Source organism: Mycobacterium bourgelatii (genome assembly GCF_010723575.1).
Taxonomy (GTDB): Bacteria; Actinomycetota; Actinomycetes; order Mycobacteriales; family Mycobacteriaceae; genus Mycobacterium; species Mycobacterium bourgelatii.
Window position 1 is genome coordinate 4,904,967 of record NZ_BLKZ01000001.1, and the last position, 24,961, is coordinate 4,929,927.

Below are 24,961 nucleotides of genomic sequence, written 5' to 3' on the forward strand. Positions count from 1 at the left end.
CTTTATGCCGCCAGTAACGAGTAGGTCGTCGTGCGCTGACGCGCGGGACGCCCGATCCCCTCGGCAATCGCCACCAATTCAGCAACGCTCTTAGCGGACCCGTGTTCGGAGCCGGCCATCCGCGAGATCGTTTCCTCCATCAGCGTGCCGCCCAAGTCGTTGGCGCCGCCGTTGAGCATGACCTGCGTGCGTTCGACGCCCAGTTTCACCCAGCTGGTCTGGATGTGAGAGATACGCCCGTGCAGCATGATTCGGGCCAACGCATGGACCGCCCGGTTGTCCCGGTGAGTCGGCCCCGGGCGTGCCGCGCCCGCCAGATACAGCGGCGAATTCTGGTGCACGAACGGCAGCGGCACGAATTCGGTGAAACCGCCGGTCTGGTCCTGGATATTGCGCAGCACATTGAGGTGGGCCACCCAGTGCCGCGGACTGTCGACGTGGCCGTACATCATCGTTGACGATGACCGCAGACCCACCTCGTGCGCGGTCGTCACGATCTCGATCCACAGCGACGTCGGTAACTTGCCCTTGGTGAGCACCCACCGCACCTCGTCGTCGAGAATCTCGGCGGCGGTGCCGGGGATGGTGTCCAGGCCGGCCTCGCGTAGGGCGATCAGCCATTCGCGAATGCTCAAGCCGCTCTTGGTGACACCGTTGGCGATCTCCATCGGCGAGAACGCATGCACGTGCATCGACGGCACCCGGGCCTTGACCGCGCGCACCAGGTCGGCGTAGCCGGTGACCGGCAGTTCGGGGTCGATCCCACCCTGCATGCACACCTCGGTCGCACCGGCGACGTGGGCCTCCCACGCGCGGTCGCCCACCTCCTCGGCCGAAAGGGAATACGCGTCGGCGTCACCTTTGCGCTGAGCGAAAGCGCAGAACCGGCAGCCGGTGTAGCAGATGTTGGTGAAGTTGATGTTGCGGTTGACCACGAACGTCACATCGTCGCCGACGGCATCGCGACGAAGGGAATCCGCGAGGGCCACAACAGCTTCCAGGGCGGGTCCGTCAGCGGTGGCCAACGCCAGGTATTCGTCGTCGGTGCAACCGCCCGGTGAGCGCTCGGCGGACCGCAATGCGGCGAGCACATCGGTGTCTAGGCGCTCGGGCGCTTTGGCGCCTTGTGCCGCCAGGTCGTGGACGTGGGCTCGGATCGATTCCCAGTCACCGAACGCACTTTGCAGGTCGCTGCGGGCTTCGGTGTTGCGCCCCTCGGTGTCGATGGCCGCGTTGAGGTCAACCCGGCCGGACGACGCCACGTCGTCCGGTTCCTGCCACGGCATGCCGACCGGGTTGACGTCACGGGCGAACCCGGTTTCCGGATCGGCCAGCGCCACAACGTGTCCGCGCACCCGCGGGTCGATCCACGCCGCACCGGCTTGCACGTATTTCGGCTGTGCGGTCAGCCGTTGCACCAAGTCGTATCCGGCCTCCGCGGTCACGGCGGCCAGGTCATCCAAAGCGGGCCATGGACGTTCGGGGTTGACGTGGTCGGGCGTCAACGGGGACACGCCGCCCCAGTCGTCGACGCCGGCGGCGATCAGCGCCAAGCACTCCTCCCGCGACACCAGGTTGGGGGGCGCTTGAATGCGCATGCCCGGCCCCAGCACCAGGCGGGCAACCGCAACCGTCGCCAGATAGTCCTCGATGCCGGCGTCGGGTACGGCGGCCATCGCGGTGTGCGCCTTGGCCCGGAAGTTCTGCACGATCATTTCTTGGATGTGCCCGAACTCCTTGTGCAGCTTGCGAATTGCGTGCAACGTGTCGGCCCGTTCGACCAGGGTCTCACCGATGCCGACCAGCAGACCGGTGGTGAACGGGATGGAGAGCCGCCCGGCGTCGGTCAGCGCGCGCAGCCGCACGGCCGGGTCTTTGTCCGGACTGCCGTAGTGCGCAAGCCCTTTCGTCTCGAACAGCCGCCGCGACGTCGTCTCCAGCATCATGCCCATCGACGGCGCCACCGGCTTGAGCCGCGACATCTCCGACCAGCTCATCACCCCGGGGTTCAGGTGCGGCAGCAGCCCGGTTTCCTCCAACACCCGAATCGCCATGGCCCGTACGTAGGACAGGGTGGAGTCGTACCCTCGCTCCTCAAGCCATTGGCGCGCCTCGGGCCAGCGTGCCTCGGGCCGATCGCCGAGGGTGAACAACGCCTCCTTGCATCCCAGGTCGGCGCCGCGGCGGGCGACATCGAGGATCTCGTCGGGCTCCATGTACATGCCCGCGCCCTGGGCCCGCAGCTTGCCCGGCACGGTGACGAACGTGCAGTAGTGGCAGTTGTCGCGACACAGATGGGTGACCGGGATGAACACCTTGCGCGAATAGCTGATCGGCAGCCGGCCATTCGGTCCCCGTCGGCCGGCGGACTCCAGCCCCGCGTCGCGCACCCGCGCCGCGCTGGCGCACAGGTCGGCCAGATCGTCGCCGCGCGCGGTCATCGCGACGGCCGCCTCGTCGACGTTGAGCGCGACCCCGTCTCGCGCCCGCCGCAGCACGCGCCGCATTGCCGACGCGCTCACTGTGGGCCCTGTAAGCCCAGTGGGCAGGGCCTCAGGGGTGGGCAGCATCGTAAGCCCCGCATTGTCCGGCACCGTGTGGTCGGGCGCCTCCGGCGGTTCCGGCGTTAAAGGCACTTTGGTGTAACTTCCCCGCGATCGAATTTCATCCGCGCGTCTCGACAATCCAAATCCTGGCGCCTGCCATGTGGCAACAGTAGCGACCGGCCAACTCTCGTCGGCGACTGACCAGCACCGTAATTGGTCAGTTCGACTCCGTACACAGCCGATCGCGATACCATACGCTCAGGTCAAACAAGGGGTGGTTAAGGGATGTCGTTTTTCCTCGAGGGGCCGCAGGCCCTGACGGCGGCAGCTTCTAATGTCGCCGGCATCGGGTCGGACATCACGGCGGCGAACGCCGCCGCGGCGGCTGGGACGACATCTATCGAGGCCGCGGCCGCGGATGCGGTTTCGGCCCAGGTGGCCGCCTTGTTCTCCAAATATGGCCAGGGGTATCAGCAGATCAGCGCACAGTTGTCGGCGTTCCACGAACACATCGCCCAGACGCTGACCGCCAGCGCGAACGCATATGCCTCCACCGAGGCCGCCGCGGCGCAAAGCCTGTCGAGCTCGGTGAATGCGCCGGCTGCAGCGTTGTTGGGTCAGCCGTTGGTAGGCCCGGGCAGCGTCGCGAGCGGCCTGGGCAGCGGTTTTGCCTCTAGCGTCTCCGGCGCCGTGAGCCAGGTAGAAAGCGCCGTCTCGAACGCAACCGGCGCAATCAACGCGCTGGCGGCGGCACCCACCGGCGGGATCCGGGCGCTGACGTCGGCGGGCGCGCTGCTGGGCCCGGCGGCAGCCGAGATAGCGCCGGCGGCCGTGATACCGGTGAGCTGGGCCACCGCCATCGAGAACGCCTACCTCGTCTTCGAGCCGTATGTGCAGTACGGCTTCGAACTCGCCGCCTATTTGGCGGGGTGGGTGCCTTATGTCGGGATTCTGGCGCCCCAAATCAACTTCTTCTACAACCTCTTCGAGCCGATGGTGCAGGCCGGCCTGTTCAACACCCTGGACTGGCTGGACGGATCGATCGCCTTCGCGACGGGCTGGGAGAACTTCTGGTCCACCACGGCGGCCTCGGTCAACTTCTTCATTGAGACCGAGATCTGGTGGATCCGCAGCTTCTTCCCGCCGCTGCCGCCCTGGCCGCCGGTTGTCTGACCGGCACCGGATCACCTCAGCGGCGCCACAACACCCACGCCGGCGGCACGACCCCCAGCACGATCAGCAGCAACGCGCCCCAGGCCATAAAACCCTGGCCGCCCAGGATGACATCGCCGCCCGGGCCACCCAGACTCATCGCGGCCACCGTCAACAGCCAGGTCCACAGCGGCAACGCGGCAACGCGCGGCGACCGGGCCCATTTTCCTGCCGCCCACACCAGGGCGGCGTTGACCAGCCCACTGATCAAGGGGCTGATCGGGAACGGGACGGAGCCGATGTACAACGGCAGCAGCAGGGCTCCGATCAGAGCGGAGATAACACCGTCGACAGCGAGCAGCGCTAAGACGACGAATCGAATTGCGGGATCGGTCGCGCCCCCTTCTTCAACCATTGAGGCGGCGCGCGTTTCGGTTTCGGTCAGGTCGGGATGCTATCGAGCTGGGAGACTATCGAACCGAAGATCCATTGAAAGCTGTCCAGCCGGTCTTGCCAGTGCTGCATGTTGGGGTCCAGGTCGGGGTCCATACGAATTCCTTCCGTGACTACCGGCATACCGCTCAGTGACAGCCTATGCGCCGAGGTTCGGGAAGCCCAGACCGGCGAGGAGATCCGTTTCCCAGCCGCGCCCGTCGCGGTCGCCCGCGGACCCGCCGGCCAGCACGTAATGCTCGGCATGGGAGATCGGCAGCGCCCAGTTGTTGGACAGCGCGCAGGCCCGCCCGGTCGGGCCGACGAGAACCTGGGTGGCATGCGCGGCCAGCGCCGCCACCTTGGCGGCGCGCGCAGCGGCGTCCGCCTCCACCACGGCGTCGATGCTGTCGTCGGAATACCCGAACGGAATCTCTTCCGGCGCGGGCACCGTCCATTGCGGAAGCAGGTCATCGGCGGTAAGGGCCTGCGCTCCGGCGAGCATCGCGCTGCGGCAAAAGACCGTCCAGTAGAACTTCGGCACGGCCCACGGCTCACCGGGATAGTCCTCGGCGGCGGAACCGGACGCCGCCACGGCCGCGGTGGTGACTTCGTGGGTGCGTATGTGGTCGGGATGGCCGTAGCCGCCGGCCGGGTCGTAGGTCACCACCACGTGCGGTCGCAACTCCCGGATGATCGCCACCAGTTCCCCGACGGCTTCGTTCTCGTCGGCGTCGACAAACCTGCGCTGACTTCGCGGCTGGGTGCCGGCCATTCCCGAATCGCGCCACCGCCCAGCGCCGCCCAGGTAGTGGGGTCCGCTGACCCCCAACGCACGCAAGGCCGCCGTCAGTTCACCGATGCGGTAGCCGCCCAGTTGGTCCGCGTGATCGGCGGCGAGTTGGGCCCACTTGTCGCCGATGACCTCGCCCTCTTCACCCAGCGTGCATGTCACCACCCGAACCGTCGCGCCGAGCGCGGCGTAATGGGCTATGGTTGCCCCAGTACTGAGGCTCTCGTCGTCGGGGTGTGCGTGCACGAATAGCAGTCGCGGGGTCTCGGACATGGAACCGGACCCTACTCGCCGTCCAAAATGGTTCCGACGACTTCCAACAGGATCGCGCGAAAAGGAACGCTACCGGCTACTATCGAGGGATGCCGCAGCTAACCGCACCGAAACCGCGAGCCGGCCGCAGCAGACGGCGCGGCGAGGTTCTCGAACGCGCGCTCTACACAGCGACCCTAGCCGAACTCGCGGACGTGGGTTACGGCCGACTCACGATGGAGGGCATCGCCGCCCGCGCCCAAACCGGCAAAGCCGCGTTGTACCGACGCTGGGCCAACAAGCGCGATTTGGTGCGATCGGCATTGCTGTTCGCCGTGCCGCCCCTGCCAGAGCCGCGGCCTGGGCGTTCGGCGCGGGAGAACCTGCTGACGGTCTTTACCGCGCACCGGGATGTGTTGGCGGGCAAGACCGAATTCCCAGGCCTGGTCATCGTCGGCCAGCTGGTGCACGAGCCCGAGTTGCGTGCCATCTTCGCCGACGCGGTCGTGTTCCCCCGCCTGAAAATCGTCGAGTCGATCCTGCAGGCGGCGGTCCGCGACGGTGACCTTGACCCCGCTCACCTGACTCCGCTGAGCGCACGTGTCGGGCCGGCGTTGATCAACCAGCACTTCATGCTGTTGGGCACGCCACCCACCCGGCGCCAACTGTTGCAGATCGTCGACACCGTCATCCCGCCGCGCGCCGGGGAGACCGGGACAGCGGGAGCGGTAGAGAAAGCGAGCGCTAACGGCCAGTTATGAGGCCGAGGAAGTTGACGCCGGCCATCATGCTCTGGTCGAACACGCCTAGCAGCCCACCGATCTCGCCGCCGTTGAACGGCTGAGCCCCGCTGCCGATCAACAGGCTGGAGTTGAAGTCGGCCGGCACTTGCGCACCCACCACGGTGTTGATCAGTTGCTGGCCGGTGCCCAACAGCAGATTGCCCGCGTTGAAGCCCCGGTTGATCACCCCGTTCAGGGCGCTGTCGGTGCCGAAAATCGTCCGCTCCCAAGCCACCTCATTGAGCACCAGGGACTTGTTGAAGGCAAGTTCGGAGTTGACCAGGTTGGTGTTGAACGCGATCTGTGATTGCTCAAGCTGCTGCAAGAAAGCGCCTGGACTTGCCAACGCCGACTGAACGGGTGCGGGGGCGAGGCTCAGCAGCGCCTGGCCCGGCGGACTGCCTACGACAAGACCGGCCACGTTGACCGCCCCGGCCAGACTCTGGTCGAAAGCCCCGACGAGGCCGCCGATTTGGCCGCCGTTGAAGACCTGAGCGGAGCTGCCGATCAGCAGGCTGGACGTGAAGTTGGCCGGAACCGGCGCGCCCACCACGGTGTTGATCAGTTGCTGGCCGGTGCCCCACAACAGATTGCCCGCGTTGAAGCCCCGGTTGATCACCCCGTTCAGGGCGCTGTCGGTGCCGAAAACTGCCCGCTCCAAAGCGACCTCGTTGAGCACCAGGGACTTGTTGAAGGCAAGTTCGGAGTTGACCAGGTTGGTGTTGAAGGCGATCTGCGCCTGTTCCACTCCCTGGATGAATTCGGCCGGCGTGGCTTGGGCGGCCGCCCCCACCTGACTCGCCAACAGTTGCACGGTATTGGCCTCCGCCGCGGCGTATTGCCCGGCGCCCGCGGTCAGGGTTTGCACGAACATTTCGTGGAACTTTGCCGCCTGGGCGCTGAGCGACTGGTAGGTCGCGCCGTGCGCATCGAAAACCGCCGCGATGGCGGCCGAGACCTCGTCCGCGCCCGCCGGTAGTAATCCTCTGATTGCTGTCGCGGCGGCGCTGTTGGCCTCGCTGATCGTCGAATTGATGCCGGCCAGATCCGTCGCGGCGGCCTGCAACAGCTGGGGTGCCGTAACTACAAAAGACACCGAACGCCTCCCTCCCTGAGTGCAGGGACCAGTGACGCAGGGCCCCCTTGATCGGAGGCTATCGAGGGAGCGTTCCCGTCGCGGTGCTTTTTTCCAAGTTGCGGTGGAAATATTCGCTGGGTGGCCCGGCGTTTCGCTTCGGGCCACCCAGCGCGGTCGATGACGGCTTGTTCTAGAGTTCGATCTCCCCGCCGACTTCACCGCCGACTTCACCACCGACAGAGACATTCCCGGTCAACACCGCGTTCAGGTTGGCCAGGACCTCCGGCAAGCTGCCGTTGAGGGTCACCTGGATCGGGTACGCCAGGTTGCTGAGGAACGCGAGATCCATCAGCCACTTGTTCTCGAAGGCACCCAACAGGCCGCCGGTTGCGACGCCACCGAACATGTCCGCGGAGCCGTTGGCAATCAAGCTGGCGCCGAAGCCCGGGGGCATCGGGAACCCGAGCAGGGTGTTGAAGACCTGCTGGCCGGAGACGACCACGCCGCCCACCATGTTGAAGGCGTTGTTGATGACGCCGTTGAACGCGCTCGAGGTGCCGAACAGGGATTCCTGCAATCCGATCACATTGGCAACCGCTGCGGCGTTGAACGCCAGTTGGTCGCTGACGATGTTGGCACCGGTTAGCTGGAGCTGCCCCAGGAACGAGCCGTCGATCGCCGGTCCGCCCAAGGCCGCATTGAGGGCCAACCCCTGCTCCAGGACACCGATCAGACCACCGGTGGGGATGCCCCCTTCGATGTCGGCACCGATCACCAGGCTGCTGGTGAAGTCGGCCGGAATCGGGGCGCCCAGCAGGGCATTGATGGTTTGCTCGCCGGTGCCGACCAGCAGGTTGAAGGCGTTGAAGCCCGCGGTGACGGCCGGGTTCAGGGCTTCGCCGAAGATGGCCTGTTGCAGTGCGATCTCGTTGGCGACCAAGGCCTGGTTGAAATCGATTTGGCCGGCGACGATGTCGGCCAACAGGTTGGCTTGGGTCACTCCCGCCACGTCGACCGTCAGCGTCGGCAGTGCGGCCGTGGCGTCGACCAGCGCCGAGAACTCGGTCATGTCACCGCTCAACGCGCCGGTGACAGCGGCATCGAGCCGGCCCCCCAGCCCCGACAGGTCAGCACCGAGAGCGGCCGTCAGCGCCGGCACATTCACGTTGAGGTTGCCCGCCAGGCCGGATAGGCCGGCGAGGCCGCCGTTCAGATTCGCAGCGAGATTGGCCGCCAGCGACTCACCGGTCTGCACCAACCCGGCAAACCCCGGCAGCCCACCACTGAAGTTGCCCGACAGGGCGGCGTTGAGTTGGGCACCAAGGTTGGCGCCCAGGTTGGAAAGTTGGCCACCAAAGCTGCCGGCCAACCCCGGAATGTTTGCGCCGAACCCGCCCGTCAAGGCCGCACCCAGCGCCTGCAGGCCGCCGCTGAAGTCACCGGCGATCGCCGGCAGACCGGCGCTGAACTGACCCGCGATCGCCGGCAGACCGGCGCCGAAGCTGCCGAGACCCGAAAGCCCTGCCGACACTGCGGAATTCAAATTTGCCGCCAGCGACTGTCCGGTCTGCACGAACCCGGAAATCCCGGGCAGCCCGCCACTGAAATTCCCATTGAATGCGCCACCCAGCTGAGCGGCGAGACCCGGCAGCCCCCCGCTGAAACTGCCCGACAAGGCGGTACTGATTTGGGCGCCCAAGCCCGACAGGCCCGCACTCAATTCCGCGGCGAGGCCGGAGAAGTTACCCGAAAGGGCCAGTTGCAGAGCCGTTTCCACACTTGCGGCACTCCCGATGACCTGCGCCGCGGCGCTCTCGGCCGCGACATACGCATTCGAGCCGGCAGTCAGCGCCCTGATGAATTGCTCGTAATACGCCGCCGCTTGTGCGCTGACTTCTTGGTATCCCGCAGCACTTTGCGAGAAAAGCGCGGCGATTTGCACGGAAACCTCATCGGCTGCCGCTGCGGTCACGCCACTAATCTGGGCCGCTGCGGCGGCATTGGCAGCGCTCAGCGCCTGACCAATTCCCGCCAAGTCAGCAGCGAACGATGCCATCAATTGCGGTTCAACAAAAACAAAGGACATATCAGCCACTCCCCCGACCGGTCCTGTCATGAATGTGGCAGCCCCTCCCCGACGAAGGCCACCACGCAGCGGGTGTTTTCCCCCGGCGCACGGCTATTCAAACCTGGATTTGATAACGATTTGGCGACGGCGAAAATAGGCCCCGAAAATCCCGCCTGACCAGCGGCTACCGGCCTAGGACCCGGTCTTGACCCAGTCGCCGGCGTCGCCGACGATGCCCACCGGCACCGCGCCCGACAGGCTGACGTTCTGCACGCTGGGGCCGGCCGCGACGATCGTGGTGTCCTGCAGGATCGGCAAAACCGTCGCCATGTTCCACAGCCGCGGTTCGACCGCGGTGATCACGTCATTGATGTTCTTGGTACCGCTAAGCGCGGCATCGATGTTCGATTGGATGCTGCGATCGCAGGTTCCGGTGAGGTTTGACGGCGCTTTGACCAACGCTCCAGGATCGGGCGGACGAGTCGTCGTCGGCGGCGCGGGTGTCCCCGATTCGGGGGTTGCCGACGGCGCCGCTCCGGTGGAGCCGGCCGTTGTCGTCGCGTTCGGCGGCGGCACCTCGGTGGCTTGCAGTGCCGCACAACCGAATCGGGACGCCAGCGACGTCGCCAAATTTCCGCCGGCTTGGCGCCAACCCACTATCGCGTCGACCCGGTTGTCCTTCAACGCTTCTCGGTAGAGCACCACCGGATCCAGTGCGAGCACGGATGCCGCGATACCGACGTTGCGCAGCTGGTCGGCGGCCGTGTTGGCGACGGCCACGGAGGTCGGGTCGTTGGCGGCCACCCCGATGACCAGCGACAGCTGCTTGCCGTCCTTGCTGATCCGGCCGTGAATGGTCTCCGGCGTGTCCTCGACGGTCGGCGTGGTGGTCGTGCCGGGCGGCGGCGGGGCGGACGAGGCCGAATTGTTGCTCTCGACCTGGAATCCCGCTTCCGAGAACAGTGCCAGCGCCGCGGCCGTCGTCATCGCGGGCGGCGCGGTGGGCACATAACCGGGGTCACTGGGTGAGCGGATCTGCGCCTGATCCAAGGTGACGGTGTTGTCGCTGCCGGCGCCGACGGCGGCCAGCAGGTCGACGTCGAGCAGGCCCAAGATCCCCTTGCGCACCTGGACATCGGAAAGCTTGGGCACGCTGGCACGCAACACCAGTTGCATGATCCGCGGCGTGACGATGCGAGCCGTCCGCACGTCCGGGATGGCAGACAGCTGCGCGAAGGCCGCCGAGCCGCCGTGCACCTGAGCCACTTGGGTGTCGCCGTTGCGCACCGAGTCGGCGAGCGCGGCGGGCGCACCTGCCCGTCGGAATTGGATCAGGCCGGGTTTGGCGGGAGGTCCCCAATAGCGGTCATTGCGGGCGATCAAGATCTCGTCACGCTGCGGGTCGATGGTTTCCACCCGGAACTGGCCGCCGGTCACCGGCAACGCCCTGGCCAGGCCCGCCGCGAAACCACCCGGTGCGTCCTTGACGATGTGAGCCGGAAGGATGTTGTTGAAGAGCTCCCGCCACGCCGGGTACGGCTGCGAGAAGGTGACGACCGCCTGCTTGCCACCCTCGAGCGACTGAACCCCGGTGATCAGCTGGTACCCGGCGGGGTCGACCACACCCGGCTGGCTGACCATCTGCCGCCACAGATACCAGAAGTCGTCGGCAGCGATCGGTGCATTGTCGGTCCATTGCGCTTCGGGGCGGATCTTGTAGGTGACGGTGAACGGCTTCTCGTTGGTCACCTCGGCGGACACCAACAGCGTCGGGTCCATTTCCCACCGCGAGCCGGTCGGCGTCGTGGGATCGGGTACCGGCCGGAACGCGCTAGGGAGCACCAGCGCGCTGATCGCGGCGTTCACCGGCGACAGGTCGGACAGTAGATGCGGGTTGAACCCGGCGCCGATCGAGTCGATTCCCATGATGATCTGGGTGGGTCGCTGCGGAGGCGGCGGCGTGCTGTGCGGTGTGTCGGTACTTTGCGGAGCCGGTGGCGGGCTGACCGTACAGGCCGCAAGCAAACCCAACAGGGAAACCAGCGCGCCGACCGTCACAAGCACGGGACGGGCGCGAAGCAGCACGAGCATCAGGGTAGCCAGCGGCCTCGAAACGGGCACCGCGCCACCCTGTCAGCCCCGAGCCTTTGCCCGCGAACGGCTGCGGGCCCGTGCGGTGGCGTCCAGTTCGACCTTGCGCACCCGGATGATCTCCGGGGTCACCTCGACGCACTCGTCGGGCGCGCAGAACTCCATGGCGCGTTCCAGGTCGAGTTCGAGCGGCTTGGCCAGCGTCTCGATGACGTCGGCAGTGGAAGACCGCATGTTGGTCAGCTTCTTTTCCCGGGTGACGTTGATGTCGAGATCCTCCGGGCGGGGGTTGATTCCCACGACCATGCCCTCGTAGGTGTCCTGCCCCGGTTCGACGAAGAACTGCCCCCGGTCGGCGAGCTGAAGCAGCGCGAACGGAGTGATGGTGCCGGTGCGGTCAGACACCAGCGAGCCGGAGTGACGGGCGCGGATCTCGCCCGCCCACGGCCGGTAACCGTCGAACACGGCGTTGGCGATGCCGGTGCCGCGGGTCAGCGTGAGGAAGTCGGTGCGGAAGCCGATCAGTCCGCGGCTGGGCACGATGAAGTCCATCCGGACCCACCCGGCGGCGTGATTGGTCATCTCCTCCATACGGCCTTTGCGGCCGGCCATCAATTGCGTTATGGCGCCGACGAATTCCTCGGGGCAGTCGATGGTCATCGCCTCGAACGGCTCGTGCAGCTGGCCGTCGATCGTCTTGGTGACCACCTGCGGCTTGCCGACCGTGAGCTCGAAGCCCTCCCGGCGCATGGTCTCGACCAGCACGGCCAGCGCCAGCTCGCCGCGGCCTTGCACCTCCCACGCGTCGGGACGGCCGATGTCGACGACCCGGATCGAGACGTTGCCGACCAGCTCCTGGTCGAGGCGGTTGCGGACCATGCGCGCGGTCAGCTTGTGCCCCGACACCTTGCCCGCCAGCGGCGAGGTGTTGGTACCGATCGTCACCGAAATAGCCGGCTCGTCGACGGTGATGCGGGGCAGGGCGTGGGCATGGTCGGGATCGGCCAGGGTGTCGCCGATCATGATGTCGGGCAGTCCCGCGACGGCAACAATGTCTCCTGCTGTCGCCTCCTCTGTCGCGCTGCGCTCGACGCCCTCGGTCGCCAGCAGTTCGGTGATCTTGGCGCTGGTGATGACCGGCACCCCGTCCACCTCGCGCATCCACGCCACCTGTTGGCCCTTGCGCAGCTTGCCGTTGTAGATGCGGACGAGCGCGAGCCGGCCGAGGAAGGCCGACGCGTCGAGGTTGGTGACCAGGGCCTGCAGCGGCGCTTCGGGGTCGCCCTTCGGCGGTGGGACGTGGTTCAGGAGGACCTCGAACAGCGGATCGAGGTTCGTCCCGTCGGGAACCTCGCCATCAGCGGGTTGAGTGGTGCTGGCGATACCGGCACGCCCGGATGCGTACAGAGTCGGTAGGCCCAACGCGTGTTCGGCGGCCTTGGCTGCTTCGTCGTCGAGGTCGGACGCAACGTCGAGTAACAAGTCGTGGCTGGCTTCCACCACCTCGGCGATGCGGGCGTCGGGCCGGTCGGTCTTGTTGACGACGAGGATCACCGGCAGGTGGGCGGTGAGGGCTTTCCTTAATACAAAGCGCGTCTGCGGCAGCGGTCCTTCGGAGGCGTCTACGAGCAGCAGCACCCCGTCCACCATCGACAGTCCACGCTCGACTTCACCGCCGAAATCGGCGTGTCCGGGAGTGTCGATGACATTGATCACTGTCACCGTCCCGTCCGGGTGGTGCCGGTGGACGGAGGTGTTCTTGGCCAGGATCGTGATGCCCTTCTCCCGCTCCAGGTCACCGCTGTCCATGACGCGTTCCTGCACTTCACCGCGCTCATGCAGCGCTCCGGACTGCCGCAACATCGCGTCGACCAGCGTGGTTTTGCCGTGGTCGACGTGCGCGACGATGGCGACATTGCGGAATGACACGTCGGTGATTGTGGCAGTGACGGTCCCGGATAGCGAACTGGCTGCTGGGCGTTGGCGTTGAGACTGCAGTTTTGGCGGCGTCTTCTCGCCTTTTGTCGCCCTACGCGCAGTGTCAGTGATGACGGGTTTGGCCGCCTCCGTTGAGACTGCGAATTTGGCGGGGTCTTCTCGGACTTCTTCGCCATACACGCAGAGTGAATGGGGTCGAAATAGGGTCTGAGCGGGGCTTTCGTGGGTAGCATCCACCGCTATGGGTCGGCGTTATGGATGAGGTGGCGTTCGGGCGCTACCAATTGCACGAATTGATCGGTGAAGGTGGCATGGGTCACGTCTACAAGGCCCATGACACCGCGATCGGCCGCGACGTCGCTATCAAGGTGCTGCCACCCGAAATGGCCACCCTGGACGGCTATCGGGAGAGATTCCGCCGCGAGGCCCAGATCGCCGCCCGCCTGACCGAGCCGCACATCATTCCCATCCACGACACCGGCGAGATCGACGGACGCCTCTACCTGGTGATGCCGATCGTCGAGGGCGTCGACGTGCAGACCTTGCTGCGGCGGGACGGACCGATGAGCCCGCCACAGGCGGTGCGGGTGATTGAACAGTTGGCCGCGGCGCTGAATGCGGCGCACCGAAACGGCCTGGTGCACCGCGACGTCAAACCGTCCAACGCACTGATGACGTCCGACGGGCACGTCTACCTCATCGACTTCGGCATCGCCCACGACGCCGAGGCGACCCGCCTGACCCAGACCGGGGCGATGATCGGCACCTGCTCCTACATGGCGCCGGAACGCTTTCTCGAAGGCGGGTCTATTGACGCCCGCGCCGACGTCTACGCGCTGACCTGCGTGCTGCACGAATGCCTGACCGGCACGACGCCGTTCCGCGGCACCAGCATGGAACAGCAGATCGCCGCACACCTGAGCAAGGAGCCGCCCAAGCCCAACGCGTCGAATCCCGATATCCCAGCGGGATTCGATGAAGTCATCGCCCGCGGGATGGCCAAGGAACCCAATGAGCGGTATCAATCGGCCGCCGAACTGGCGGAGGCCGCGCAGCAAGCGCTGGGTCAGCCGGCCCCGCAGCCGCAATCCGCCGTGCCGCCAGAGCCGTCCAGGCCGGCGGAGCCGGCAGCATCAGCAGCGCCCGAAACCCAGCCTCTCGAACCCGCCATCAGCCTCGGGACATTCGCGTATGCGCTGTTCGGCGTGGTGGTGTTGTGGTCGGTGACGGCGGGTCTGCTGGCCCCATGGCGGGATGCCAGCTGGGATCCGAAGGACGGCGCTATCCCAAGCCTTTTCATGTGGGCATGCATCCTTACCGTGATCCCGGGGCTGGTGTTGTTGGCGCTGGGCCGCGAGCGAACACACGTCGTTCGGACCATGGCGGGTCGGGCACTTGTCACGCTGGGCTTGGGCACCTTGCTTTTTCGACTGCTGGGTTGGGAACTAACCCCCTTCCTCGGGATCGCCGGCGTTCTTTCTGCGGCCGTTCCGCTCTACCCCCGAGTCCCCGCCCTGGCGCGCGGATACCTGATCTGCGGCCTCGGTGTCTTGGCGCTGGCCTTGCTCGACACACTTGCGCGCCCACTGGATGTGCGCATTGGGTCGCTACAACTGGTGCTCGGAGCCTCCATCGGCCTGCTCTGGGTGGTGGCCGCGCTGATCACGGCCCGCTCAGCCGATCAGTCACCAACCCCGCCGGCGCGGCGCTGAACCCACTAACTGATTGTTGTCGGCCACGTCTCGGCTGCGATAGACGATGTAGGGCCGGAACAGATACATGACCGGAGCGCTAAACGCGTGCACCAAGCGGGTGTACGGCCACAGCGCGAACAACATCATCGCCAGCAGCACGTGCAACTGGTAGTAGAACGCGGCCTGGGACATCAGGTCACCGCGCGGATCGAGGATCCAAATCGACCGGAACCAGACCGACACCCGCTGCCGGTAGTCGTGCAGCTCGCCGAAATGTGTGGCGCCGATCAGGGTGCAGGACATGCCGGCCACCAGGGCGCACACCAGCACCACGTACATCACCTTGTCGTTGCGGGAGGTGGCCAGGCGAACTCGGGTGTTCACCCGTCGCCGGTAGATCAACAACCCGATGCCGACCAACGTTGCCGTGCCCGCGGGAACGCCGAGCAGCAGCGCCTGCAAGTGATACAGGTGATCGGTCATCCCCATGTCCCGCGTCCAGGATTCCGGAATGAACAGCCCCGCAACGTGTCCCATGATCACCATGAGACTGCCGAAATGGAACAACGGACTGCCGATGGACAGCAACCGTGACTCGAAGAGCTGCGACGAACGGGTGGTCCAGCCGAACTTGTCATACCGATACCGCCACCAGGCGCCGATCACCACGATCGCCAACACGACGTACGGCACGTCGTCCCAAAAGATTTCGATCAACTTCACTGTCATCCACCCCGCCTCGGCGGGACCGTCAGCGTAAATGGCTGCAGTCCAACGGCTTCCGCCGGGGGTCCGGCCTGGGCCAGGTGTTGCGCACGGCGTACATCCTGATCGGAAGCGACGGGCAGGGTGGCGCATACCGCCGCGATCGTGTGCTCGTAGGGCGATCCGGCCTCGGCCAGGGCGCCACGCAGCACATCGATCGGCACCCGATGCTGGGTGAGCAACCGCCGGCCGGAGACCGGTGCGACGGTCGCGGCGAACTCCAGCACCAGCGGCAGATAATCCGGTGCCTCGCCGTGTGGCGGCTCCACCCCGGCATCCCGGTAGACATCGGCGAAGGCCAGCATCTCGCGGCCTCGGTTGCGGGTGTCGCCGGCCGTCCAATACGTCAGGTACATCGTGGCGCGCCGACGCATGTCGAAAGTCGCCACATATTCTGTCGCCGCGGCCATCGGCTCGCGGGCACGTAGCGCCGCGAGCGTCTCCCCAAGCAGCGCCGTGGTCGTCCGACCGATGTGACCAAGCAGTTCTTCGGCAGTATCCAGTCGGTCACCGAACTTTTCGTCGGGATAGCCCAGCAACAGCGAGGCGCATTGCCACACCAGCCGGTCTTGCAGCCCGCTACCGCCGCCCCTGGTTTTGGTTAACGACTTCATCACTGGACCCGTTGCGGGAACAGACTGGCCGGCTGGCCCCTGCCGTCCCAGTTCAGCAAGTTGGTCCGCGGCTCACGCACGGCATGGAAGCTCTCGACGGCCACCGGCACCGGAGCGTCTTCGTACATTCCTGGCCCGCCCTCGAACGACAACGAGCAGCCCATTTCGTCAGACATTCCGTCGTCGGGCAGCTCCCCCACGTACGCGGTCGGAATAACATACCGATCTTCGTATTTCGCGATGGCCAGCAGCCGGTACATGTTGTAAATCTGCTCTTCGGTCATTCCGACGGCGTGCGGGATGTGCGGCTGAGTTTCGCGGCCCAGATTGATATCCCGCATGTAGGACCGCATCGCCGCCAACCGCCGCAACACCCCGGCGACCACCTCGGTGTCACCCGCGGTGAACAGCTCGGCCAGATACTGGATGGGGATGCGCAGCGCGTCCAGCGCACCGAAAAGATTGCCCAGATCCTCGCCGTCGTGCCCGCTCTGGCTGACCGCGTCGACCACCGGCGACAGCGGCGGGATGTACCAAACCATGGGCATGGTGCGGTATTCCGGATGCAGGGGCAGTGCCACCCGGTAGGTGCTGATCAGCGCATACACCGGCGAGCGCTGTGCGGCGTCGATCCATTCCTCGGAGATGCCCTGCGCACGCGCACCCGCGATCACCTCGGGATCATTGGGATCCAACAGGATTCGGCACTGCGCACCATACAAATCGGTGTCGTGTTCCACCGACGCCGCCTCGGCCACCCGGTCGACGTCGTAAAACACCAACCCGAGGTAGCGCAGCCGTCCGACACAGGTTTCCGAGCAGACCGTCGGCAACCCGACCTCGATGCGCGGATAGCACATGGTGCACTTCTCGGCCTTGCCGGTCTTGTGGTTGAAATACACCTTCTTGTAAGGGCATCCCGACACACACATCCGCCAGCCGCGGCACCTGTCCTGATCGACGAGCACGATGCCGTCCTCGGCGCGCTTGTACATTGCGCCCGACGGGCACGAGGCCACACACGACGGGTTGAGGCAGTGTTCGCAGATCCGTGGCAGGTAGAACATGAAGGTCTCTTCGAGCCTGAGTTTCACCTCGGCGCTGATCTTCTGCAGGATCGGGTCATTGGGCAGGCTTTCCGTTGAGCCGGCCAGGTTGTCGTCCCAGTTCGGACCCGCCGACACCTTCATCGGTTCACCGGTGATCTGGCTGTGCGGCGCGGCGGTCGGGAATGTGTCCCCAGCCGGCGCCCGGGTCAGGTTCTCGTAGTCGTAGGTCCACGGCTCGTAGTAGTCGTCGAGGGTCGGGAGCCTGGGGTTGGCGAAAATCCGTAACAGCTTTTCGATTCGGCCGCCGTCGCGCAGGCGCAACCGCCCCCGCTTGTCGCGCACCCAGCCACCGCGCCACCGGTCCTGATCCTCGTACGCGCGTGGATAGCCGACGCCGGGACGGGTTTCGACGTTGTTGAACCACACATACTCGGTCCCGGGCCGGTTGGTCCAAGTCTGCTTGCAGGTCACCGAACAGGTGTGGCAGCCAATGCATTTGTCGAGGTTCATCACCATCGCCATCTGCGCCATGACTTTCATCTAGTAAGTCACCTCCTGGCTGCGACGGCGCACGATGGTCACCTCGTCGCGCTGGTTTCCGGTGGGGCCTAGGTAGTTGAAGGCAAACGCGTGCTGGCCATAGCCGCCGGCGAGATGGCTGGGCTTGATCCGCACCCGGGTCAGCGCGTTGTGGTTGCCGCCGCGCTTGTTGCTGGTCTCGGTGCGTGGCGTGTCCACGGTGCGCTCTTGCACGTGATAGACGAACACGACCCCGTCGGGCATGCGGTGCGAGACGATCGCGCGGCAGACAAAGATGCCGTTGACGTTGACCGCCTCCACCCAATCGTTGTCGCGCACTCTGATTTTGGCGGCGTCGCCGGGGCTCATCCACATCGTCGGCCCTCCGCGCGACAGCGACAGCATGTACAGGTTGTCCTGGTAGGTCGAGTGAAACGACCACTTCGAATGCGGTGTCAAATACCTTACGGTGAGGGCGATTCCGTCCACGCAGTGTCCGAGCTGCGGCTGGTCGAACAGCCGCGCCATGTCCAGGGGTGGCCGGTATACCGGCAGCTGTTCGCCGAGCTCCTCGATCCAGTCATGGGCCAGGTAGAAATGCATCCGGCCGGTCAGGGTGTGAAACGGTTTGAGGTGTTCGATGTTGATGGTGAACGGGGCATAGCGGCGCCCGCCGGTCTCACTGCCCGACCATTCCGGGCTGGTGATCACCGGGACGGGACGCGCCTGGGTGTCGGCGTAGGTGATGCGGCGCTCCTCGCTGCCTTCGGCCAACTGTGACAGCCGCTGCCCGGTGCGCTTCTCCAACTCCAGAAACCCTTCGACGGCGAGGCGGCCGTTGCACGTCCCGGACAGCGCCAGAATGGTGTCGGCCATCCGCTGGGCGGTGGTGATCGCCGGGCGGCCCACTGCAACACCGGAATTCATCACCCCGAACTTGGCCGCCAGTTCGCTGACCTCGCGGAAGGGATGTACGGTATAGCCTTTGACGGTAATCCCGAACCGCTCGACGAGCGGGCCCAGGGAGAGCAACTTGTCGTAGATTGCTGCGTAGTCGCGTTCCACCACGGTGAGGTTGCCCATGGTCTTGCCGGGCACCGGTGTCTCGCCGGTCTCCAACCAGTTCCGTTGAGTGCCATCGGGATAGGCCATGGCGTCGGGGGTGTCGTGCTGCAGCGCGGTCAGCACCACGTCGGTCCGGGTGCCGAGATGGCGCCTGGCCAGCCCGCTGAACGCGCGAGCGATGGCGGCGAATGCATCGAAATCCGAACGCGTTTCCCACGGCGGATCGACCGCCGGGCTGAACGCATGCACATACGGGTGCATGTCGGTGCTGGACAGGTCGGCCTTTTCGTACCAGGTGGCGGCGGGCAGCACCACGTCCGACATCAACGTCGTCGACGTCATGCGGAAGTCGATCGACATCATCAGGTCGAGCTTGCCCTCCGGTATGTCGGGGTCCGGATGTTGCGCCTGCACGTTGGAATCGGTACCCAGCAGGTGCCGCAGAAAGTACTCGCCACCCTTGCCGGAAGAGCCAATCAGGTTGGCCCGCCACATGGTCAACACCCGCGGCCAGTTGACCGGGTTGTCCGGATCGGTGACGGCCAGCTTCAAATTGCGTTGCGCCAGTTGGTCGGTGACGTATGCCGAGACGTCTTGTCCCGCGGCGTGCGCCTCGTCGGCCACGTCCAGACTGGACCGGTCGAACTGCGGGTAGAACGGGCTCCACCCCATCGCCGCCGCCGACGCCAGCAGGTCCATGGTCTGTTTGTGGGCGAACCGGCCACGGCCCAGCGGACTGCTCAGCTTGTCGGCGGCGTGGCTGTCGTAGCGCCACTGGTCGGTGTGCGCATACCAGTACGACGCACCCGGGACCTGCCGCGGGGGCCGGACCCAGTCGGTCGCGTTGGCCATCGTCTGCCACCCGCTCAGCGGGCGGACCTTCTCCTGGCCCACGTAGTGCGCCCATCCCCCGCCGTTGCGCCCCATCGACCCGGTCAGCATCAGCAGCGCCAGCACGGATCGGTACATGACGTCGCTGTGGAACCAGTGACAGATGCCCCCGCCCATGATGACCATCGATCGGCCGCCGGATTCCTCTGCGTTGCGGGCGAATTCCTTGGCGATACGGATGGCCTGCGCGGCCGGCACACCGGTAATCGTCTCCTGCCACGCCGGGGTGTTCTGCTGGGTGGCGTCGTCGTAGCCAGCGGGCCAGTGCCCGGGCAGACCCTCGCGCGCCACGCCGTAGTGCGCCAGCATCAGATCGAACACCGTGCACACAAGATGCTCGCCGACCCGACGCACCGGAACGCCGCGCGACACCGTTTCGCCGTGGCCGTCGACGGTGTCGAAGCGCGGCAACTCGACGAGTTCGGCATCGCCGGAGCCGGAGACGCTCAGCGCGGGGATCACCGACCCAAGGTCCAGGTTCCACTTTCCGACGCCGTCCTCGCCGTAGCGGAATCCGAGCGAACCGTGCGGCACGACGACCGAGTCAGTGACCTGGTCGAGCAACGCCGGTTTGAACGCCGCATTGTCGAGTTCCTGGCCAATGTCGGCCGCGGTCAGGAACTTTCCTGGCACCAGTCCCTGGGCCCGGCGTTCCAGCTTGATCAGGAACGGCAGATCGGTGTAGCGACGCACATAGTCTACGAAGAACGGAACCTGTTTGCGCACATAGCATTCGGTGAGAATTACGTGGCCCATCGCCATGGCCAGCGCGGCGTCCGTGCCCGCGGCGCAACGCATCCACTCGTCGGCAAATTTGGTGTTGTCCGCATAGTCTGGGCTGACCACCACCACCTTGGTCCCGCGGTAGCGGACCTCGGCCATCCAGTGCGCGTCGGGGGTTCGGGTGATCGGCACGTTGGAACCCCACATGACCAAATACGAAGCGTCCCACCAGTCCCCGGACTCGGGCACGTCGGTCTGGTCACCGAAGACCTGCGGCGAGGCCACCGGCAGGTCGGCGTACCAGTCGTAGAACGACGTCATCACGCCGCCGATGAGTTCAATGAAACGCGAACCTGCCGCGTGGCTGACCATCGACATCGCCGGGATCGGCGTGAAGCCCGCAACCCGGTCCGGACCGTACGTCTTGATGGTGTGCACGTGGGCCGCCGCGATCATCTCGGTCGCTTCGGGCCAGCTCACCCGGACCAGTCCGCCCTTGCCGCGAGCCTGCTGATAGCGGCGACGGCGCTGGGGATCTGACTGGATGTCGGCCCACGCCAACACCGGGTCCCCCAGGCGGGCTTTGGCCTCGCGATACATCTCGACCAGCACCCCCCGGGCATACGGATAGCGCACCCGGGTCGGCGAATAGCTGTACCAGGAGAACGACGCGCCGCGGGGGCAGCCGCGCGGCTCGTATTCGGGGCGGTCGGGCCCCACCGACGGATAGTCCGTTTGTTGGGTTTCCCAGGTGATGATTCCGTTCTTGACGTAGATCTTCCACGAGCACGAGCCCGTGCAGTTGACGCCGTGAGTGGACCGAACCACCTTGTCGTGACTCCACCGGTCCCGGTAGAAAACGTCACCCTCGCGGCCGCCGCGGCGGGTCACCGTGCGCAGGTCAGGCGATATCTCACCGGGGGTGAAGAAGCGCCCGCTACGCTGTAACAACTCCTCGAGCGGTCCGCCGACACGAGGTATGACCGTCACCGGATGACCTCATTTGTCCCGGATTGTTTAGTTGCCATCAAATACAGTTGACTACGGATATCTTCAACAAAGCTGAATTATTGCTGTTAAGCAACTGTGTGCTTTGCTCATGGCAAAAGGATGTTTCAGCCCGACGCTTCTAACGCCTCGGACAGGTCGGATAACCAGGCACGGTCGGCCGGCACCCAGTCCACGTCGCCCAATTCGGCCGCGGTGACCCAGCGCAATGCCCGGTGGTCGTGGGGGTGCGGTTCTCCGCGAAGCAGGTCTACGCGGTAGGCGCGCAGTGTCATCTTGTCGTTCAGCGCGACGTCGCCGCCCAGGCGAGCACCCACCGTCATCTGGTCGACCTGCAGACCGAGTTCCTCGGCCAGCTCACGGGCGAGTGCGGCCTGCTCGGTTTCCCCCTCGGCCACCTTGCCGCCGGGCAGCTCCCAACGACCGGCCAATTCCGGCGGCCGAACCCGTTGCGCCACCAGCACGGTCGAACCACAGATGATGGCTCCGGCGACGACGATCTGGGTCGGCATGGGCAGGACGGTATACCGTCGGACATATGGCTGTGTTAACGGATGACCAGGTAGACGCCGCACTGCCCGAACTCGATGGATGGGAGCGTGCCGACGGCGCCCTGCGCCGCTCCATCAAATTCCCGGCGTTTCTGGACGGCATCGACGCCGTGCGCCGGGTCGCCGAGCACGCCGAGCGCAAGGACCATCACCCCGATATCGATATCCGTTGGCGGACAGTCACTTTCAAGTTGGTGACGCATTCCGCGGGTGGGATCACGCAAAACGACATCGACATGGCGCGCGACATCAACGGGATCCTCGGAAGCTAGACCGCGGCGACGGTACCTCCGCCTAGCCTTGTGACTGGCCTCCGTACTACTGGACGGACTGACCGGGACGGCCATTGCTGACGCCGCCCACGTTGCTGAGGCCGGCGCCGCCTCCTTCGCCCAATGCGGCGCCGCCGCTACCGCCGCCGTTGCCGAAGGCGCCGGTGCCACCTGCGCCACCGTCTGCGCCCGAGTCGCCGCCGTTACCGATGCCGGATTGCGGCGTGTTGAAGCCGGCGCCGCTACCGCCACCACCGCCGGTGCCGGTGGGGTTGGTGCCGCCGATCCCGCCGGCACCGCCGGCAAACGTGTTGGCGTTGCCGCCGGCACCGCCATCGCCTGCGGCCTTGTCCGCCGACCCGGCCGCACCGCCACCGCCACCACCGCCGCCGACAGCGCCCGGGCCAAACGCATAGCCACCTGCCCCGCCGCCACCGCCCCCGCCACCTAACCCGCCGGCACCGCCCGAGGCGGCGCCGCCGGCGCCACCGGCCCCACCTCCACCGCCTGTGCTAACTCCCCCGCCGCCCAAGTCGGTGGAGGACGCACCGCCGCCGACACCGCCGCTTCCACCGGCGCCGCCGTCACCGCCAATGCCGCCCACACCACCTGTGCCTGCGTTGCCGCCTGAGCCTCCGGCGCCACCACCTCCGCCTCCAGCGCCGGCGGTCGCGCCTAGGATCGCAGGCTTGGTGCTCGGCCCCCCGTTGCCGGCAGTGCCGCCGTTGCCCCCGGCCCCGCCGCTGCCGTTGATTCCTGTGCCGCTGGAGTCGCCGCCGGTGCCCCCACCGCCGCCTCGGCCACCATTGCCGCCTTGGCCGGCAAGACCGCCTTGTGCGGTGGCGCCTTGACCACCGCCGCCACCGTTGCCGCCGATGCCGCCTAGACCCCCGTTGGCGCCGGCAAAGCCGGTGCCACCGAACCCGCCCGCCCCGCCGTTGCCGCCATCTCCGCCTACACCGCCGTCGACGCCGAGGCCGCTGCCGCCGGTAGAGCCGAACCGCCGTTGCCGCCGTTGCCACCGCGGCCGGCTGTGGCGCCGGTTCCATTGGTCGCCCCGCCGGTGCCGCCGGCACCACCATTACCGCCGGATCCCCCCGCTGCGCCGGCCACGATGGCCGCCGAGCCGTTACCCCCGGCTCCGCCCTGACCGCCTGCACCACCATCACCCCAACCGCCCGCGTTGCCGCCGCTGCCGGGCGCCCCGCCAACACCTCCGGTACCACCGGGCCCGCCGTTACCGCCGTTAGAAACCAACCCGGCGCCGTCGGCGCCATTGCCGCCGGGACCGCCAGCGCCGCCCTTGCCGCCGCTGCCGGCCGTGCCACCGGCCCCAGAATTGCCGCCCTGACCGCCGTTACCGCCCTGACCGCCCACCTCACCGGATGCCCCCGGTATCAGGCCGGTAGCCGCGTTGTAGCCCGCGCCGCCCGTTCCACCGGCACCCCCGTTGCCACCGTTACCGAAGAGGCCCCGATCGCCCTCGAACCCGAAGAATCCGCCGATCCCACCGACACCGCCGGGACCACCGTTGCCACCGATGCCGCCGTTACCACCCGCGCCAGCCCCTACGGCAGGCAACGCGGCTGAAGCACCGTCGGCGCCGACGCCACCGATCCCGCCTGCACCACCGGTCCCGCCGGGCCCGCCGGTCCCGAACAGCCCCAGAGTCTGGCCGCCGGCACCGCCTGCCCCACCTTCACCTCCAGGCGCGCCGGAAGCCCCCTGCACCGGGGGAACGTTTTGACTGCCCGGGCCACCCGTACCGCCGGCACCGCCTGGGCCGCCGGCCCCGCCCATGTTCAACAGCAGCGCCCTGGTGAGGCCGCCGGCACCACCCACCCCGCCGGCGCCCCCGGCCTGGTTGAGACCGCCGTCCCCGCCCGTCCCGCCGGGCCCGCCGGGTCCGCCAAACCCGCCCAGGAACCCACCGGCCCCGCCGCGCCCACCGGCCGCGCCCACCGCGCCCGTAGCGCCGGGCCCGCCGCCCCACCGGCCCCGCCATTGCCGAACAACAGACCGGAGTCACCACCGGGCCCACCGGCCTGTCCGATCCCACCTGAACCACCGTTGCCGCCATTGCCGATGAGAAAGCCGGCCGGCCCGCCGGCCTGGCCGGTTCCGGGCGCGCCGTCGGTTCCGTTGCCGATCAACGGACGCCCGAACAATACGTTGGTAGGCAAATTAATCAGGTCGAGTATCGGCTGGAGAACTCCCGCGTTGGTGGCCTCGGCGGTCGAATACATCAACCCGCCCGAGGCCACCGCCCGCACGAACTGCTCATGGAACTGCGCCACCTGCCCGCTGACAGCCTGATATTCAAGCGCATAGCTGCCGAACAGGGCCGAAATCGCCGCCGAGACCTCGTCGCCCGCCGCGACCGCCAACGACGTCGTCGAGTTCGCCGCCGTCGCGTTCGCCGCCGTCACCGCCGACCCGATACCGGTCAAATCCTCTGCGGCCGCGGCCAATACCTGGGGCAAAGCGATCACATATGACGACATGGCTGCTCCCTGAGTCACTAGTGCGGCCACCGTATTGTCATCCAGCAACGCGCCGGAAAGTGGCGTGTTGGACAAACTGCAGCCTCGGCGCCCGGTCGGCTCGTCACGCTGGCGTGACGCTCGGCGTCGACGGCCACACCAACGTGACGCTCGGCGCGTCGTCGCAAACTGCAC

General features: G+C 66.7%; 17 protein-coding genes and 1 pseudogene. 4 read left to right on the top strand and 14 right to left on the bottom strand.

Annotated elements, in window-relative coordinates:
* Nucleotides 1–2 precede the first annotated feature (2 nt).
* Nucleotides 3–2,570, bottom strand: coding sequence for a bifunctional FO biosynthesis protein CofGH (locus G6N68_RS21035; RefSeq protein WP_240355810.1), 2,568 nt, complete (start codon nt 2,568–2,570; stop codon nt 3–5).
* 261 nt (nt 2,571–2,831) lie between these two features.
* Here G6N68_RS21035 and G6N68_RS21040 point away from each other — a divergent pair, with 261 nt between their 5' ends.
* Nucleotides 2,832–3,719, top strand: a complete 888-nt coding sequence (locus tag G6N68_RS21040) for a PE family protein (RefSeq protein ID WP_163716459.1) — start codon at nt 2,832–2,834, stop codon at nt 3,717–3,719.
* Nucleotides 3,720–3,735: 16 nt separating this feature from the next.
* Here G6N68_RS21040 and G6N68_RS21045 read toward each other — a convergent pair whose 3' ends face one another.
* Nucleotides 3,736–4,113 (bottom strand): hypothetical protein, encoded by a 378-nt coding sequence (locus tag G6N68_RS21045; RefSeq protein WP_163716462.1) that lies wholly within the window; start codon nt 4,111–4,113, stop codon nt 3,736–3,738.
* Between the two features lie 177 nt (nt 4,114–4,290).
* A complete protein-coding gene (mshB, locus tag G6N68_RS21050) occupies nt 4,291–5,196 on the bottom strand; it encodes an N-acetyl-1-D-myo-inositol-2-amino-2-deoxy-alpha-D-glucopyranoside deacetylase (RefSeq protein WP_163716465.1) in 906 nt (301 codons plus the stop codon).
* 89 nt (nt 5,197–5,285) lie between these two features.
* Here mshB and G6N68_RS21055 point away from each other — a divergent pair, with 89 nt between their 5' ends.
* On the top strand, nt 5,286–5,936 hold the full coding sequence (locus G6N68_RS21055) for a TetR/AcrR family transcriptional regulator (protein WP_163716469.1): 651 nt from the start codon (nt 5,286–5,288) through the stop codon (nt 5,934–5,936).
* On the opposite strand, the gene G6N68_RS31585 is transcribed toward G6N68_RS21055, so the two are convergent.
* The 4 genes from G6N68_RS31585 to typA all read right to left on the bottom strand — a co-directional run bounded on the left by G6N68_RS31585 (nt 5,920) and on the right by typA (nt 13,123).
* Complete coding sequence (locus G6N68_RS31585; protein ID WP_163716472.1) at nt 5,920–7,053, bottom strand: PE family protein; 1,134 nt, start codon at nt 7,051–7,053, stop codon at nt 5,920–5,922. The two genes, G6N68_RS21055 and G6N68_RS31585, sit on opposite strands and share 17 nt — an antisense overlap.
* 172 nt (nt 7,054–7,225) lie before the next feature.
* The gene (locus G6N68_RS31590; RefSeq protein WP_163716475.1) at nt 7,226–9,121 is read right to left on the bottom strand and encodes a PE family protein; all 1,896 of its coding nucleotides are present in this window, start codon (nt 9,119–9,121) and stop codon (nt 7,226–7,228) included.
* 174 nt (nt 9,122–9,295) lie between these two features.
* The gene (locus G6N68_RS21070; RefSeq protein WP_163718837.1) at nt 9,296–11,194 is read right to left on the bottom strand and encodes an ABC transporter family substrate-binding protein; all 1,899 of its coding nucleotides are present in this window, start codon (nt 11,192–11,194) and stop codon (nt 9,296–9,298) included.
* A gap of 42 nt (nt 11,195–11,236) precedes the next feature.
* A complete protein-coding gene (gene typA / locus G6N68_RS21075) occupies nt 11,237–13,123 on the bottom strand; it encodes a translational GTPase TypA (RefSeq protein ID WP_163716480.1) in 1,887 nt (628 codons plus the stop codon).
* A gap of 263 nt (nt 13,124–13,386) precedes the next feature.
* On the opposite strand from typA, the gene G6N68_RS21080 reads away from it, so the two are divergent.
* Entirely contained in the window at nt 13,387–14,844 is a 1,458-nt protein-coding gene (locus G6N68_RS21080; protein ID WP_163716483.1) for a serine/threonine-protein kinase, read from the top strand.
* Here the strand turns inward: G6N68_RS21080 and narI are convergent.
* The 5 genes from narI to G6N68_RS21105 form a co-directional block, all read right to left on the bottom strand.
* Nucleotides 14,818–15,555, bottom strand: coding sequence for a respiratory nitrate reductase subunit gamma (narI, locus tag G6N68_RS21085; protein ID WP_163716487.1), 738 nt, complete (start codon nt 15,553–15,555; stop codon nt 14,818–14,820). The genes G6N68_RS21080 and narI overlap by 27 nt on opposite strands.
* Nucleotides 15,552–16,205 carry a nitrate reductase molybdenum cofactor assembly chaperone gene (narJ, locus tag G6N68_RS21090; protein WP_163716491.1) on the bottom strand — a complete coding sequence of 218 codons (654 nt, stop codon included), beginning with the start codon at nt 16,203–16,205 and terminating at the stop codon, nt 15,552–15,554. The genes narI and narJ overlap by 4 nt, the downstream gene beginning before the upstream one ends.
* The gene (narH, locus tag G6N68_RS21095) at nt 16,205–17,794 is read right to left on the bottom strand and encodes a nitrate reductase subunit beta (protein ID WP_163716494.1); all 1,590 of its coding nucleotides are present in this window, start codon (nt 17,792–17,794) and stop codon (nt 16,205–16,207) included. Before narH ends, narJ begins: the two co-directional genes overlap by 1 nt.
* Nucleotides 17,795–21,442: a nitrate reductase subunit alpha gene (locus G6N68_RS21100; RefSeq protein ID WP_163716496.1), complete on the bottom strand. Its 3,648-nt coding sequence runs from the start codon at nt 21,440–21,442 to the stop codon at nt 17,795–17,797.
* A 125-nt stretch (nt 21,443–21,567) separates the two neighbouring features.
* On the bottom strand, nt 21,568–21,972 hold the full coding sequence (locus tag G6N68_RS21105; RefSeq protein ID WP_163716500.1) for a (deoxy)nucleoside triphosphate pyrophosphohydrolase: 405 nt from the start codon (nt 21,970–21,972) through the stop codon (nt 21,568–21,570).
* Nucleotides 21,973–21,998: 26 nt separating this feature from the next.
* Between G6N68_RS21105 and G6N68_RS21110 the strand changes: the two genes are divergently transcribed.
* Nucleotides 21,999–22,283 (top strand): 4a-hydroxytetrahydrobiopterin dehydratase, encoded by a 285-nt coding sequence (locus G6N68_RS21110; protein WP_163716502.1) that lies wholly within the window; start codon nt 21,999–22,001, stop codon nt 22,281–22,283.
* 46 nt (nt 22,284–22,329) lie between these two features.
* On the opposite strand, the gene G6N68_RS32375 is transcribed toward G6N68_RS21110, so the two are convergent.
* Nucleotides 22,330–22,887 carry a hypothetical protein gene (locus tag G6N68_RS32375; protein ID WP_205351398.1) on the bottom strand — a complete coding sequence of 186 codons (558 nt, stop codon included), beginning with the start codon at nt 22,885–22,887 and terminating at the stop codon, nt 22,330–22,332.
* Between the two features lie 18 nt (nt 22,888–22,905).
* A pseudogene (locus G6N68_RS32185) lies at nt 22,906–24,787 on the bottom strand (PE family protein); the annotation flags it as partial.
* Between the last annotated feature and the right edge of the window lie 174 nt (nt 24,788–24,961).

What these genes read in the sequence shown, in the direction of transcription:
- mshB (WP_163716465.1), bottom strand. Translation starts at nt 5,196, where the DNA reads ATGTCCGAGACCCCGCGACTGCTATTCGTGCACGCACACCCCGACGAC.
- G6N68_RS21105 (WP_163716500.1), bottom strand. Translation starts at nt 21,972, where the DNA reads ATGCCGACCCAGATCGTCGTCGCCGGAGCCATCATCTGTGGTTCGACC.
- G6N68_RS21040 (WP_163716459.1), top strand. Translation starts at nt 2,832, where the DNA reads ATGTCGTTTTTCCTCGAGGGGCCGCAGGCCCTGACGGCGGCAGCTTCT.
- G6N68_RS31590 (WP_163716475.1), bottom strand. Translation starts at nt 9,121, where the DNA reads ATGTCCTTTGTTTTTGTTGAACCGCAATTGATGGCATCGTTCGCTGCT.
- G6N68_RS21070 (WP_163718837.1), bottom strand. Translation starts at nt 11,194, where the DNA reads ATGCTCGTGCTGCTTCGCGCCCGTCCCGTGCTTGTGACGGTCGGCGCG.
- narI (WP_163716487.1), bottom strand. Translation starts at nt 15,555, where the DNA reads ATGACAGTGAAGTTGATCGAAATCTTTTGGGACGACGTGCCGTACGTC.
- narH (WP_163716494.1), bottom strand. Translation starts at nt 17,794, where the DNA reads ATGAAAGTCATGGCGCAGATGGCGATGGTGATGAACCTCGACAAATGC.
- narJ (WP_163716491.1), bottom strand. Translation starts at nt 16,205, where the DNA reads ATGAAGTCGTTAACCAAAACCAGGGGCGGCGGTAGCGGGCTGCAAGAC.
- G6N68_RS21080 (WP_163716483.1), top strand. Translation starts at nt 13,387, where the DNA reads ATGGATGAGGTGGCGTTCGGGCGCTACCAATTGCACGAATTGATCGGT.
- G6N68_RS21110 (WP_163716502.1), top strand. Translation starts at nt 21,999, where the DNA reads ATGGCTGTGTTAACGGATGACCAGGTAGACGCCGCACTGCCCGAACTC.
- G6N68_RS21055 (WP_163716469.1), top strand. Translation starts at nt 5,286, where the DNA reads ATGCCGCAGCTAACCGCACCGAAACCGCGAGCCGGCCGCAGCAGACGG.
- G6N68_RS21045 (WP_163716462.1), bottom strand. Translation starts at nt 4,113, where the DNA reads ATGGTTGAAGAAGGGGGCGCGACCGATCCCGCAATTCGATTCGTCGTC.
- G6N68_RS21035 (WP_240355810.1), bottom strand. Translation starts at nt 2,570, where the DNA reads ATGCTGCCCACCCCTGAGGCCCTGCCCACTGGGCTTACAGGGCCCACA.